The 15,178-nt window shown below is 47.7% G+C and carries 10 protein-coding genes; 7 read left to right on the top strand and 3 right to left on the bottom strand.

The genetic code is table 11. The annotated features are described in order from the left end of the window. Nucleotides 1-12: 12 nt before the first annotated feature. From P1P86_04855 to P1P86_04845, 3 genes are all read left to right on the top strand, one after another. Complete coding sequence (locus tag P1P86_04855; protein MDF1574504.1) at nt 13-1,155, top strand: hypothetical protein; 1,143 nt, start codon at nt 13-15, stop codon at nt 1,153-1,155. A 433-nt stretch (nt 1,156-1,588) separates the two neighbouring features. Next, entirely contained in the window at nt 1,589-2,059 is a 471-nt protein-coding gene (locus P1P86_04850) for a T9SS type A sorting domain-containing protein (protein MDF1574503.1), read from the top strand. A 4-nt stretch (nt 2,060-2,063) separates the two neighbouring features. After that, nucleotides 2,064-2,990 (top strand): hypothetical protein, encoded by a 927-nt coding sequence (locus tag P1P86_04845; GenBank protein MDF1574502.1) that lies wholly within the window; start codon nt 2,064-2,066, stop codon nt 2,988-2,990. 5 nt (nt 2,991-2,995) lie between these two features. Here the strand turns inward: P1P86_04845 and P1P86_04840 are convergent, their stop codons facing one another. From P1P86_04840 to P1P86_04830, 3 genes are read right to left on the bottom strand one after another with little or no spacing between them, the layout of a single operon-like run. Next, nucleotides 2,996-3,772 (bottom strand): UDP-2,3-diacylglucosamine diphosphatase, encoded by a 777-nt coding sequence (locus tag P1P86_04840; protein ID MDF1574501.1) that lies wholly within the window; start codon nt 3,770-3,772, stop codon nt 2,996-2,998. Nucleotides 3,773-3,777: 5 nt separating this feature from the next. Then, complete coding sequence (locus P1P86_04835; GenBank protein MDF1574500.1) at nt 3,778-4,941, bottom strand: TlpA disulfide reductase family protein; 1,164 nt, start codon at nt 4,939-4,941, stop codon at nt 3,778-3,780. 1 nt (nt 4,942) lies between these two features. Further along, nucleotides 4,943-6,139: a TlpA disulfide reductase family protein gene (locus tag P1P86_04830; protein ID MDF1574499.1), complete on the bottom strand. Its 1,197-nt coding sequence runs from the start codon at nt 6,137-6,139 to the stop codon at nt 4,943-4,945. Nucleotides 6,140-6,276: 137 nt separating this feature from the next. Between P1P86_04830 and P1P86_04825 the strand changes: the two genes are divergently transcribed. From P1P86_04825 to glgP, 4 genes are read left to right on the top strand one after another with little or no spacing between them, the layout of a single operon-like run. Then, a complete protein-coding gene (locus tag P1P86_04825) occupies nt 6,277-8,214 on the top strand; it encodes an amylo-alpha-1,6-glucosidase (protein ID MDF1574498.1) in 1,938 nt (645 codons plus the stop codon). 19 nt (nt 8,215-8,233) lie between these two features. After that, entirely contained in the window at nt 8,234-9,520 is a 1,287-nt protein-coding gene (locus P1P86_04820; GenBank protein MDF1574497.1) for a glycosyltransferase, read from the top strand. Nucleotides 9,521-9,535: 15 nt separating this feature from the next. Further along, on the top strand, nt 9,536-10,918 hold the full coding sequence (locus P1P86_04815) for a glycoside hydrolase family 57 protein (GenBank protein MDF1574496.1): 1,383 nt from the start codon (nt 9,536-9,538) through the stop codon (nt 10,916-10,918). Between the two features lie 21 nt (nt 10,919-10,939). Beyond that, nucleotides 10,940-15,175: an alpha-glucan family phosphorylase gene (glgP, locus tag P1P86_04810; protein MDF1574495.1), complete on the top strand. Its 4,236-nt coding sequence runs from the start codon at nt 10,940-10,942 to the stop codon at nt 15,173-15,175. Nucleotides 15,176-15,178: the final 3 nt, after the last annotated feature.

Below are 15,178 nucleotides of genomic sequence, written 5' to 3'. Positions count from 1 at the left end.
TACATTAAAATCATGAAAAGAACTTTTACCCCTGTTTCACGTTTTTTTACAACGTCGGTGACCCTGTTACTGGCTTCAGTCATCGCTTTGATGGGCCAGACACCAGGTACCTTTAATTATCAGGCCGTATTGCGCGATGCTCAGGGAGATCCAAGATCAGGTGAAAGCGTAAGTATTGAACTGGAAATCCATCAGACAACAGCGACAGGGACCATCGTCTATTCTGAAATCCATAATACCACCACCACCGACTTTGGAATAGTCAATCTGGAAGTTGGATCAGTAAATCCGGTCTCATTTGGCGCCATTGACTGGTCGGCCGGGCCCTATTTTATAGAGGTTAGTGTCAGTGGAACTTCAATGGGAGTGTCTGAACTGTTGACTGTTCCCTATGCCCTTTATGCTGTGAACGGGGTTCCGGGGCCAGAAGGGCCAGAAGGACCACCGGGCCCAGTGGGCGCTGCAGGAGCAACCGGACCAGAAGGACCAATCGGCCCTGAAGGACCTCCGGGAATCCTTGAAGCCAACTCGGTTGAAAGCTCACATGTGGTTGATAATAGCTTAACAGCCAGCGATTTGGGCGCCAATTCCGTAGGTGCTGTTGAGCTTGCCGCCAACTCGGTTTATTCCGTTGATATTGTCAATGGGACCATATTGTCCGAAGACATTTTAGAACAACCAGGTATTGCACAAACATTAGGTGTATTCGCCATAACAGGATTCTCAAATACAGCGACAACGACAATGGCCTCTGTCACTGTAACAATCCCCGGACCCGGGTATATTTTCATTACTGCAAGAGGATTGATGAGATTCGATAATTATAACAATACATTAGAACAAGGATTTATCATGCAAATTGATGATACAGAAGGAGGGACGATTAACGCTGGACGATATAGCGAGGTTTTTATTCAAACTTTTCCATCTACGGGTCTATATATATTTGATCAAACTGCCACAGGAACTTTTTATAGAGGAGTGCCGGGTACCTACACTTTCTATTTTGAAGGAATGCTGTACAGAACCAATAGGACTGTTTCAGTCTTTTGGCCTGTAATGACCGCAATTTATATACCTTCTTCTGTTGGAGTGGTAGAATCGTCGGGTTCATTTTTAAAAGGGACTTTTTCAGGTTCTAACCCCAATGAATAACAAATCGTGAATAGAAAATTTGGGATATTAATAAATTTTCCGGTATTAAGAAGCCGGTCGGTTCTTTCTAAGAGTCGTTTTTAATAAAAATCAGATCAGGGGCTGTCTCGTATGGGGCAGCCCTTTTTTAATGCCAGCTCCCGGGGCATTGATTTTTAGAGGGTAATTCTTTACCTTGGTCTTTGTTGCTGAAATATTATACTCTCTTACCTGGGCTGGCTTGAGCACAGGAGTCAGTTTATTTTCTCTCTAAAACGGATCGTATATATTTCTAACTATGACTAAGGCCCTGATTCTGTTGAATTAAGGCGTTTATCTCTTGGGCACCGGGTTTCTGTTTTCACCGGTTCCGTGGCAAGTGGCGGATCGCCATCGTGGTCGTCACCCCTGGTCTGACTTCAAAACATATTATTAACCCATTAAAGCGATACGTATGGATCGAAAATTACTCTTCACCCTGCTATTAGGCTTCTGGTGCACCGGTGCTTTAGCACAACCCCATGATCTGGTTGCTGCATCAGGTGCATCCTTTCACAACAGTTCCGGTTATCTGAGTTTTTCCATCGGGGAGTGTGTTATCAGTACACATGCCTCTCCGGGGGCGATTTTAACCCAGGGCTTTCATCAAACACGATTGCGCACAGGTGTACCCGTTGTCAGCCAGCCGGAAATTCAAATGTCCGTATTTCCAAATCCGGTCAAAGACCATCTTTTCCTTCAGATAGGGGACCCTCAGGGCTTCCAGTACATGCTCTATGATATCCTGGGGGAAATGGTAGAGCGGGGAGAGGTTCTTGGCGAACAAACAAGCATTGACTTCAGTTCACTGGCTCCTGCTATGTACATTTTAAAAGTGACTGACAAGAAAAAAGAATCCAGATTATTTCAAATCGTAAAACATTAAAATCATGAAAAGAACTTTTACCCCTATTTCACGTTTTTTTACAACGTCGGTGACCCTGTTACTGGTTTCAGTCATAGCGTTGACGGGACAGACACCTGGCACCTTTAACTATCAGGCCGTATTGCGCGATGCTCAGGGAGATCCCAGATCGGGAGAGTCGGTAAGTATCGAGCTGGAAATCCATCAAACAACAGCGACAGGGACCATCGTCTATTCTGAAATCCATAATACCACCACCACCGACTTTGGAATAGTCAATCTGGAAGTTGGATCAGTAAATCCGGTCTCATTTGGCGCCATTGACTGGTCGGCCGGGCCTTATTTTGTAGAGGTTAGTGTCAATGGAACTTCGATGGGAGTGTCTGAACTGTTGACTGTTCCCTATGCTCTTTATGCCTCAGAAATTGCACCCGGTGCAGTTGGATCCGCTGAAATAGCTGCGAACGCCGTTGGAACCAATGAAGTTCAGGATGGAAGTCTCACGAGTGCTGACCTTCTGGATGAACCTGCAATCCGTCAATCTTTTAGTTCGATCTGGAATACACTTACAGATTCCTATAATGATATTGCCAGTGTGACTGTCACAGCTCCGGCAGATGGTTATTTTTACGTTACGGGGACAGGGACCATTTCACTGGAAAAGTCAAGTTCAGCTGCAGCAGGTTTTTGGGGGATGGATCTTCATACGGCTCCAGATACCGGCCCTGGTGTTATTCCAATGATGGGAAGCCATTCTGCTACTAGAGGCTATTTTCAAAGTTCATGGATTTTTACGGCAAATATGGGTATACCATTTCATCTAATGGAGGTTTTCCCGGTAGTACAGGGAACCAGTTACAGCTATTACCTCAATGGTATTGCTTCTGGTTTTTCAGCGGCCTCTGTATTCCATCCATCCATAGTGGTTCTCTTTGTACCTAGCAGTATGTAAAATGGTTATCCCCTGATGATTTCGCCTTGTTCAGGCAGGTATTTTTCAAGGCGAAATTCCTGACCGTCGAAAACACCGTAGGTGAAATTGCCTATCCAGTCCCCCAGGCAAATCACCCGGCTGTTTTCGGCGATCCGCATGTCATAGGGGATATGCCGGTGCCCGAATATAAAGTACTCAATGTCCGGGTGCTTTTCCAGTTCTTTCCTGGCAAAATGCAGCTGGTGTTCCTTCTCCACTCCCATGAAGGAGCCCAAGGTGCCATGTTTCATACGGCTCTTTCTGGACCACCAGTGAGCAAAGGCCATGGACCCGTTTGGATGGATGCGGGCATAGAACCACTGGATGAGCCTGTTTTTGAAAATCCACTGCAGCATCTTGTAGCCCTTGTCGCCCGGGTGTAAGCCATCGCCGTGTCCCAGAAGAAACTGGTGTCCGTTCCAGACTTTTCGGATATTTTTACGGTGCACCTGCATTCTGATTTCAGAGGGCAGGTAATCGAATACCCAGATATCATGGTTGCCCGGGATCAGGTGAATTTCCACCCCATCGTCACTTAGTGAGGCCAGTTTTCCCAGAAAACGGGTAAAGCCCCGGGGCACCACCTTCCTGTATTCAAACCAGTAGTCGAATACATCCCCCAGCAGCCAGAGTTCGCGTGCATCGCTCCGGATCTCCTCCAGCCACTTTACAAAGAGCTTTTCTCGTTTCAGGCTTTCCTCCGGGGATTGCATTCCAAGGTGTAGATCGGACGCAAAGTATATGCGGTCTTGACCGGCCATTCTTCTCAGATCAGGTTGTCGAGCCAGGTTTCCAGGGTCCTGCCATAAAGATTTCTGGCTACGATATCGCCTTCCCGGTTTATCAGAAAGGTAGTGGGCAGCTCGCGGATATTGTACAGGAGCGCTGCGTTGGATTCGGGGAAGTTGAGTTCCGATACATTAATCCAGGTGAATTCATTAAAGTCAATGGCGTTCATCCAGTTTATCTTGTTGTTATCCAGGGAAATAGCATATACTTCAAAGCCCTTGTCGCGGTACTTATTATAGGTGGATTGCAGGCGGATCAAAGCTTCGATGCTGGCATTGTTTCCGGAAGCCCAGAAGGCTACCAGGGTTACCTTCCCCTGAAGGGAGGAGAGAGTTATCTCATGACCTTCCCTGTCAGGAATGGAAAGATCGAGCAGGCCGGATTCCTCATCGGCCATTTCCAGCAGGGAGTTGACCTTGGCAGCTTCATTGAAGGCAGCCTCTCTTTGCTCAATATCGACCCGGAGCGATTTGGTCAGGGAGGAATTGGGATAAGTTACCTCCAGCGAATCGGCCACTGCTTTAAAGTACTGAAGATCGTTCTCCAGGTTCAGGATAAGCGATTCTTCATCATATTTTTGGTATAAGGCGTAGACACTTGAGAGAGAACCCATATGCTCTACCAGATATTTGATGGTAAAGCGTTTTTGCCTGATAATGGCCTGGGCATAGGCGTTTTTGACCAGTTCAAACCGGGGATTTTCAGGGTCCCCGATGGAGCCGGCTTCAAGATGAAGGGAGTCCAGGGTTTTCCTGGTTTGATCCAGATGTTCCACCAGCTTACGGATTCCTTCCGACTCTTCCGAACCGGCTACTTGATAATTACTTCCGAAGCTATCGAGGCTGCTTTGTACCGATATTCTGTCACCCGGTGCGAGCAGAAGGTTAATAATAGCTCCTTTTTCATCTTTTAACAGGTAAAGTTCAGGCTCTTCCAATGCTAGCTTTATGGAGAAAGAACCATCCTTATCGGTCTTTAAAGAATCGACCACCGAGGTCCGGTTCACATCAAGTCTTTCAAGGGTCAGGCTGATCTCTTCTCCTCCTCGGATCAAACCACTGATTTCTGTGCGGCCGCCGCTACATGAAAAGCCTGTGAGGACCATGATCAGTCCCATCATTCTGGGGATAGCTTTGTTCATTTTAGTTATTCAATAAAAGTTCCAGTTTCATTAATAGTTGTTCTCCGTAAAGATCAGTCTCCACAATTTTACCTGCCGGGTCCACAATCACCTGGAAGGGGATCCTGTCCACCCCATAGAGTTCGACAAGCGGAGTTTCCCATCGTTTCAAATCACTGACGTGATCCCAAACCAGGCCATCCTCTTCAATGGCCCCGTTCCAGGCTTCTTTATTGTCATCGAGGGAGACCTGTAAAATTCTGAAGTTCTTATCCCCGAATTGTTCATAAGCCTTTACCAGTGTTGCATTTTCTTCCCTGCACAACATGCTCCACGAAGCCCAGAAACCCAGCAACACATAATTTCCTCTCAGGCTCTTCAGGGTCATCCCGGTACCATCCGGGCGTGAAGATACAAAATCGGGAGCGATCTTACCTTTTTTCAGCACGGAGGCCTGATGATCTCCATCCTTCATCAGTTTAACCTCTTCGACCTGGGCATGCAGCAGCCGGACCGCTTCCAGCTTACTGTGGTTTGCCATCATGGCCGAATCTACAAAGAGATATACCTGGAAATCTCTTCCCGGATCGAACACGGGGAGACCCTGTCCATAAAGATTATAGAGCGCTATCAGGGTAGCCGGTGAAGCTGCATTTTCATGAATGAAGCTTAAGGAATAATCTTTGAAAGCGGAAGTGATTGAATCAAATTTCAGGTCCAGGTCCTGTTTTAGTTCCACATAATCAGGGGAGGAGACCAGCTCCCTGTTTTTTCGGGCGATATCGCCAAGAGCCTCCAGTGCTTTTTTATGTTCGGCGGCAAGGGTTTGAAGCAGTTCCGAACCAGGCGATCCTGAGACTGTATAGCTATCCTTATTATTCAATTGACCGGCAAATTCGATCGACTCTCCGGGCACTGTCAGAAGAGTGATATAACCTGCAGATCCGAACCTGAGTATATAAAAGGCTTGCTGGTCCTGCAGATACGAGATCAGGAAATGTCCTTCGTTATCGCACCGGACCGTATCCAGGGGAATAAATTCACGGGCACCCATCTCTTCCAGCACCACACTTTCTCCGGCACCAGCCTGGAGCAGGCCTTTTATAGAAGTGGTCCCTCCATGAAAATCACCTGCACTGTTTTCCGGGCCGTTCTGTTTACAGGCCGGCATGACGAGCACCAGAAGGATCAGGAAACAGAGCTCTGTGAATTTGTTCATATTCTAAAATTTTGTTACAAAAGTAGTAAGAATGATATATGTAGGGATTAGTTTCTAATTTTGTATCATTATTCTTTTGGATAATGGCCTTTTTTGGGACCTGAATTTTTGTAATTTACAGTTTAATTCTATTGTCGATGAGTTACCTGAAGTTTGAAAAAGAGGAACTGGTCAATCTGGAATATTCTCTCTCCAGGGAGTTGACCAGATCAAACCGTGCAGGTTCTTATGCCGCGACCACCATTATCGGATGTAACACCAGGAAGTACCATGGCCTGCTTGTTTGCCCGCTGGAGCAGATGGATGGGGAACACCATGTCTTGCTTTCCACGCTTGATGCCACGGTGGTCCAGCACAATAAGGAGTTCAACCTCGGAATCCATAAATATGAAGGGGATCATTATGTACCCAAGGGGCATAAATATGTCAGAGAGTTCGACTCGACGAAGGCATCCTACCTGGTATACCGGGTAGGTGGAGTGATTCTGTCCAAAGAGGTGAATCTGGTATCCAAGGCCGAACAGGTACTGATCAGATATACCCTGATTGACGCACATTCGGATACTCTTCTGCGCTTACAGCCCTTTCTGGCTTTCCGGAATTTTCATGCTCTGAGTAAGTCCAACCTCTATGCCAACACCCGTTATGAGGAAGTGAAGAACGGAATCATGTCCAGGCTTTACGAGGGGTACCCGGGGCTCTATATGCAGTTTTCCAAGCCTGTGGAGTTTGTATCTGTTCCCGACTGGTATTATAATATCGAGTACATGGAGGAGCAGAAGAGAGGCTACGATTATAAGGAAGATCTTTATGTCCCGGGCTATTTCGAGATGCCAATTGAAAAAGGAGAGTCCATTGTTTTCTCTGCATCCACCAGCGAAGCTGTACCCGGTGGTTTGAAGCGAAAATTCACCTCCGAACTGAATCAGCGCATTTCTAAAGACAGTTTGCAGGAATGCCTGCTGAATGCTGCACAACAGTTCATCGTGCGTAAGGAGGCAAGTACGGAGATCAAAGCCGGATTTCCATGGTTTGGGACCTGGGGCCGGGATACCTTCATGGCCCTGCCGGGACTTACTTTAAGCACCGGGGATCTGAGCACGGCACTGGAGGTAATTGATTCCATGGTCGCCAGAATGAAACAGGGGCTATTCCCCAACACCGCCATACAGGGCAAGCCCGCATTCAATTCTTCAGACGCCCCCCTCTGGTTTATCCGGGCCCTGCAATTCTATGAAAAATATGATCCTGATTTTGATATCTGGAAAAAATACGGGAAAGCCATTAAAGAGGTTCTGGAGGCATACCGGAGCGGGGCATCCGGAATCATCCGGATGCTTGAAAATGGTCTGATCCATGCACAGGAAGACGGGAAACCGCTGACTTGGATGGATGCAGTGATCGATGGAAAACTGGTTACACCGAGACCCGGATTGGTGGTGGAGGTGAATGCCCTGTGGTATAATGCCGTATGCCAGGCCCTGCATTGGTCGCAGAAGCGCGACCGGACCTTCTTCAAATCCTGGGCTCACCTGCCTGAACTAATCCGGGACTCATTTGTTGATCAGTTCTGGGATCAGAAACGGGGATACCTGGCCGATTATGTGAATGGGGAATTTAAAGATTTTTCGGTCAGGCCCAGCCAGGTGATTGCAGTTTCGCTTGATCACTCGCCACTTACTTCCGAGATGAAGAAATCGATACTGGATGTGGTTGAGAGTGAACTGTTGACCCCCAGAGGATTGAGAAGCCTTTCACCAAAAAATGAAGCTTATAAGGAGACCTATGAGGGGAACCAGGAACAACGCAACCGTGCATATCATCAGGGTACTGTCTGGCCATGGTTCCTGGAACACTATGCTGCCGGGGTTTTGGAGGTGCATAAGAAAACCGGGCAAAGTCGAGTGAAGAAGATATTTGATGGTTTTGAAGAGGAGATGAGTGTCAGGGGAATCGGGAGTATCTCGGAAATATATAACGGAAATCCACCCCATACGGGCAGGGGTTCTGTTTCGCAGGCCACGGGTGTGGCTGCTTTGTTAAGGATCAATGAAATGATAGAAGGATTTAAATAATGTTACTTTTTCTCAGCGTATGAGGGTTCTGATGTTCGGGTGGGAATTTCCACCTCATATTTCCGGGGGATTGGGTACGGCCTGTTACGGGCTTACCCGCGGCATGTCTGTTATTCCGGATCTGGATATTCTGTTTGTGGTTCCCAAAGCACACGGCGATGAGGACCAGAGCAGGATTCGTGTCCTGGGAGCCGGCGATGTAACCCTCGACATCAGAAAGCTGAAAGAGCACCTGTATCTCAAGGATCTCTCTTACATTGAAATCAACTCCAATCTGGTTCCCTATACAAGCCCGGAAGAGTACGAAGAACTGGTCAACAGTGCTGAAAACAAGGGAAAAAGACTTGTGGAGACCAGCATGGGGGGCAAGTTGAATTTTACCGGGACGTATGGGAAAAACCTTTATGAGGAAATTGCGAACTATGCCATAGTGGCCGGTGAAATAGCACTCAAGGAGGACTTTGAAATTATTCACTCGCATGACTGGCTGACTTATCCAGCCGGGATTGCTGCCAAGCGGGCCTCCGGTAAACCCCTGGTGATCCATGTACATGCCACCGACTTTGACCGAAGCGGGGGAAAAGTAAATCCCACCGTATTTGAAATTGAGAAGACCGGCATGGAACTGGCCGATAAAATCATTGCGGTTAGTAATCTTACCCGTAATACGGTGATTGAAAAGTACGGGATCCATCCGGATAAAGTGGTAACGGTTTACAATGCAGTGGATCCCCTTTCCGATTATGAAAAGCTTCAGTTGAAGCGTGGGATTACCGATAAGGTGGTTACCTTTTTGGGAAGGGTAACTCTGCAAAAGGGGCCGGAATACTTTGTCCAGGCCGCCTACAAGGTACTTCAGAAAATGGATAATGTACGCTTTGTGATGGCCGGAAGCGGAGAGCTGTTGGAGAAAATGATTTACTGGACCGCCTCACTCGGAATTTCTGACAGGTTTCACTATACCGGTTTTTTGAAGGGCGATGATGTGTTCAGGATGTTCTCCATCAGTGATGTCTATGTGATGCCTTCCGTTTCGGAACCTTTTGGCATATCTCCCCTGGAGGCCATGCAATCCAATGTGCCATCGATTATCTCCTACCAGTCAGGGGTGGCCGAAATCTTGAATTATGCGTTCAAAGTTGATTTCTGGGATGTGGATGCGCTCGCCGATGCCATTTATGGGTTACTGAACTACCCTGCACTTTCTGAGATGTTTAAGAAATATGGTGTAGCCGAGGTGCATGAAATGAAATGGGAGAATTCGGGAGCGAAGGTACATTCCATTTATAAAGAATTTGTTAAGTAAAAAGCAAACTGTCGTATGAGAACCATTTGTCTCTATTTTCAGGTCCACCAGCCCTTCCGTTTCAGAAGGTACCGTTTTTTCGACATTGGAAACGACCATTATTATTATGATGATTATTCCAATGAATCGATCCTTCATAAGGTGGCCCAGAAGTCTTATCTGCCTGCCAATGAATTGATACTGGATCTGATAAAAAAGCATAAGGGCCGTTTTAAGGTTTCCTATTCCATGTCTGGAATTGCCATGGAGCAATTCAGGCTCTATGCCCCGGAAGTATTGGAGAGTTTTAAAAAACTAGCCGAAACCGGGCATGTGGAATTTTTGTCTGAGACTTATGCTCATTCGCTTAGTTCGCTAAAAGGGAGAGAGGAATTTGAACGACAGGTCAGAGCGCATGACCAGCTGATCAGGGAGCATTTCGGGCAGGAACCGACCGTTTTCCGCAATACGGAGCTGATTTACTCCGATGAAATCGGAGCCATGGTGGCTGATATGGGATTTAAAGCGATGCTTACAGAAGGAGCCAAGCATGTATTGGGATGGAAAAGCCCCAATTATCTCTACTGCAATGCCATCAATCCCAAATTGAAACTTCTGCTGAAAAACTTCAAGCTTAGCGACGATATTGCTTTCAGGTTCTCCAACAAGGGATGGCCCGAATATCCGCTTACTGCTGAAAAATATGTGAATTGGCTAAACCAGACCCCGGTAAAAGAAGAGGTCATAAATCTCTTTATGGATTACGAAACCTTTGGGGAGCACCAGTGGAAGGAGACAGGGATTTTTGAATTCCTCAAAGCTTTTCCCAAAAGTGTCTTTAAAAAGTCGCCTTTTAGCTTCAGCACTCCTTCGGAAGTGGCAAAAAAACTGCAGGTCGTATCTGCCGTAAATGTACCGCATCCCATCTCGTGGGCCGATGAGGAGCGGGATCTCACTGCCTGGCTGGGCAATGAAATGCAAAATGAAGCATTCAATAAACTCTATTCACTTGGAGAGAGAGTGTATGAATGGGGCGATGAGGGAATCAAACTGGATTATCAATACTTGCAGGTAAGCGACCATTTTTACTATATGTCCACGAAGTTTTTCTCCGACGGAGAGGTTCATTCCTATTTCAATCCCTATGATTCGCCCTATGATGCATTTATTAACTACATGAATGTACTCAGTGACTTTGAGATCAGGGTTAATGCTGCAGCGCGTACCACGCGGGATGATGGGGTGGCACGTTTGAGCAAGATCATTAAGGAAAAGGATGAACAGCTGGAAAAGCTGGAAAAGCGACTTACTGCCAAAAAGAAAGTCACTGCCACTAAAAAGCCGGCTACTTCAAAGATCAGTGCCGCCGAAAAAACCACTGCTCCTGTAAAGAAGAGTTCGACAGGTAAGAAAAGTTAAGAATCTGAAACATATTAGAGAATGAAGAAACCTGATTATTTATTCGAGGTTAGTTGGGAAGTATGCAATAAGGTTGGGGGCATACATACGGTAATCTCCACCAAAGCATTGAATGTTGTCAAAGAACTGGAAGATAAGTATATAACCATTGGTCCGGATGTATGGAGGGAGAGCCAGGAACATCCTGAATTTGAAGAAGACAGCAACCTGTTTTCTGACTGGAGAGAACAGGCAGCCAGGGAAGGCCTGCGGGTCCGGATAGGGCACTGGAAAATAGCCGGTCGCCCGATCGCGGTGGTCGTTGATTTTACTACATTCATTCAGCGGAAGGATGAGATATTCAAAATACTTTGGGAGACTTACAAGCTGGATTCCATCAGCGGTCAGTGGGACTACATTGAACCTGCTCTTTTTGGATATGCTGCCGGGAAGGCCATAGAAAGTTTTTCCAGGTATTATGACCAGGAGAAGCAGAATATGGTGGCACATTTTCATGAGTGGCAGACGGGGGCCGGACTGCTATATCTGGAGAAGTATCAGCCTACAGTCGGGACTGTGTTTACCACCCATGCAACCACCGTGGGGCGTTCTATTGCGGGCAACAATCAGTCACTTTACAGTCAGTTGGATCATCTGAATGGAGATCAGAAGGCCAGAGAGCTGAATGTGGTTTCCAAACACTCCCTGGAGAAGCTGGCCGCGACCCATGCCGACGCCTTTACCACGGTAAGTAATCTGACCGCCAGGGAATGTCTGCGTTTTCATGAGCGGGAAGTGGACGAAGTGCTGCCTAATGGCTTTGAAGATCGTTTTGTTCCCGATGCTTCTGTCTTTGAGGAGCGCAGGGGGGCAGCCAGAGCAAAGATGTTGCAAGTAGCATCCGCACTCACCGGCGATCCGCTGCCGGAGAACACTTTGCTGATGGCTACCAGTGGACGATATGAGTTCCGGAACAAAGGGATCGATCTTTTTATCGATGCACTGGGGGTGTTAAACAAGGATAAGAATTGTCCCGGTAAAGCCGTTGCATTTCTTCTGATCCCTGCCAACCATTACGGCCCCTTCAAGGATCTGCTGGATGTCATGGAGAATGGTTCGGAGAGGGAGGTTTCACAGCATCACCTGACCCACAACCTGCATTATGTGGAGCATGACCAGATCCTGAACAGGATCAAAATCAATGAATTAAATAATTCCCCGGATGACAAGGTGAAAGTGATTTTTGTCCCCTCCTACCTGAATGGGACTGACGGGATCTTTAACCTGGCCTACTACGATGTGCTGATCGGGCTTGACCTGACGCTCTTTCCCTCCTATTATGAGCCCTGGGGTTATACCCCGCTGGAGAGTCTGGCATTCAGTGTGCCCACGGTAACTACCACGCTTACGGGATTTGGACTCTGGGTGAATAATGAATATAAGAAGGAAGTGCCCGGAATTACGGTCATCCCACGGGACGATTTTAATGATGCTCAGGTTGTAGATGGGATCAGTAAGGCCATATCCAAAAGCTGCAAGCAGGCTGTTGAATCCAGCGAATCCAGGCGTGAAGGAGCCTATGCCATTTCCAGGATTGCACTCTGGGATAACCTGATTCAACATTACTGGCAGGCCTATGAAAAGGCACTGAAGGGTGCTGAAGGGAAGGAAGTTGTATATTATGAGAAGGAACGGATCGAGAAACTTCCTGAGACAGAACAGGTCCTGGTGGATATTCACCCATTCTGGCGCCGGGTACTGGTACAACAGAATATACCGGAGAAGCTTAAAGCCCTGGAGGAACTTTCACGGAACCTTTGGTGGTCATGGAACCAGGATGCCATTGACCTGTTTTCTTCCATCGCCCCGGAGATTTGGGCGGAGGTCAGTGAGAACCCGGTGGAATTGCTGGAGCGGCTCCCCTATGACACCTTGAAGAAACTGGAAACAGATAATGGTTTTATTCAGAGCCTTCAGAAGGTCTACGGGGATTTTCAAACCTACATGGCAGAAAAACCGAAAGAGGGACAACCGGGAATCTCCTATTTTAGTATGGAGTATGGGATTCACAATTCTTTAAAGACTTTTTCAGGGGGCTTGGGACTGCTTGCCGGGGACTATCTGAAAGAGGCCAGTGATTTCAATCTGCCACTGGTGGGGATTGGTCTGCTTTACAGGTACGGGTATTTCCGTCAGGTGATTTCTGCCGGGGGTGAGCAGGTAGCTCTGAGTGATGCTCAGGATTTTTCCCGCTTGCCGGTCACTCCGGTCAGGGATGAAGAGGGGAACTGGAACAATGTGAATATCGTACTTCCCGGGCGCACCTTATATGCCAGGGTCTGGAAGGTTCAGGTCGGAAGAATCCCTCTTTATCTTTTGGATACGGATTATGAGGCCAACCAGGAAGGGGACCGCGGGATCACCCATAATCTTTACGGGGGGGATAATGAAAACCGCCTGAAGCAGGAGATCCTTCTGGGTATCGGCGGAATCAGAGCCCTCCGGAGCATTGGCCTGGATACCGATCTTTATCACTGTAATGAGGGGCATGCGGCCTTTATCAGCCTCGAGCGCTTAAGAGAGTATATCCAGGTAGGGAACATGACCTTCCCGGAAGCCGTGGAACTGGTCAGAGCCTCCAGCCTGTTTACCACACATACTCCGGTTCCTGCCGGTCACGATTCCTTCGAAGAGGACCTGCTAAGGACCTACGTGGCGCATTATCCGGAGCGATTAAAAATCACCTGGAACCAGTTTATGAATCTGGGCAGGTTCCATCCTAACCACAAGGATGAAAAATTTTCCATGAGTGTTCTGGCTGTGAAGCTGTCCCAGGAGGTGAATGGGGTTAGCAAACTGCACGGGGAGGTTTCGAGAGAGATGTTTACCGGGCTGTGGCCCGGTTATATGACCGAGGAACTGCACATCGGACATGTCACCAACGGGGTGCACCTTCCCACCTGGCTGGGTCCGGATTGGAAAAACCTGTACGAAAGGACCTTTGGTGCCGACTGCTTCCATCGCCAGGAGGACCGGGAGATGTGGGCGCAAATCAGGCAGGTCCCGGAGAAGGAGATCTGGAATCTGAAATCCCTGGAGCGTCAAAGATTGATCGATCATATCAAAGAACGCTTGTCTGATGCATCTACCAGAATGATGGATAACCCCGGACAGATGCTGGAGATCTCAGCAGCTCTGGACAAAGATGCGCTGACCATCGGGTTTGCTCGCAGGTTTGCCACCTATAAAAGGGCCCATCTGCTTTTCCGGGATCTGGAAAGACTTTCCAGAATAGTCAATGATCCCCGCAGACCTGTGCAATTTGTTTTTGCAGGGAAAGCACATCCCAGGGATATTCCCGGACAGGATCTGATCCAGATGATTGTTGAAATTTCCAAGAGGCCCGAATTTATCGGAAAGATTGTTTTCCTGCAAAATTATGATATTCAGCTGGCCAAGCGCCTGGTGCGGGGAGTCGATATCTGGCTCAATACCCCAACACGTCCCCTGGAGGCTTCAGGGACCAGTGGAGAAAAGGCGGTAATGAATGGTACCATGCACTTCAGTGTGCTGGATGGCTGGTGGGCTGAAGGGTACCGGGAAGATTCCGGATGGATGCTTCCCATTGAGCGTTCTTTTGATAATCAGGAACTGCAGGATGAACTGGATGCGGAACGTATCTATACCTTGCTGGAGAACAATATTATCGAAAAATTTTACACACGCAATTCGGAGGGTGTTCCTGCCGATTGGGTGGAAATGATCCGGAACACCATCGCCTATGTGGCTCCCGAGTTCACCATGAACAGGATGGTGCGGGATTATATGGACCGCTTCTATATGAAGCTTTATAAGCGCATTTTGTTACTGAAGGAGAAGGACAACCTGCTTCCCAAGGAACTTGCCCTCTGGAAACACAAAATTCTGCTACACTGGAAGAATATCAAGGTACTGGAATACGATTTTCCTGATGTAACCCGTGAGGAATTTGTGGTGGGCAATACCTATACCGGTAAAGTGGTTCTGGACCTGGATGGCCTTTCGGCCGAAGAGATAGGTGTGGAGATGGTTTATAACATGGGCGGCAGCGGACAGGAGCAACATGTATTCAGGGGCAAACAGGAGTTCAAGTGTACCAGGGTGGAGGGTTCAGTGGCAGAATACACCTTTATTCAGAATGTGACGGAAACCGGCGTGTTTGATATAGGTTTCAGAATCTATCCCAAGCATGAACATATTCCGCACCGGATGGATTTCCCCCTGGTTCGATGGATCTAGGAT

It is taken from the genome of Bacteroidales bacterium (genome assembly GCA_029210725.1).
GTDB lineage: Bacteria > Bacteroidota > Bacteroidia > Bacteroidales.
This window is presented reverse-complemented; position numbering and strand designations above follow the sequence as displayed.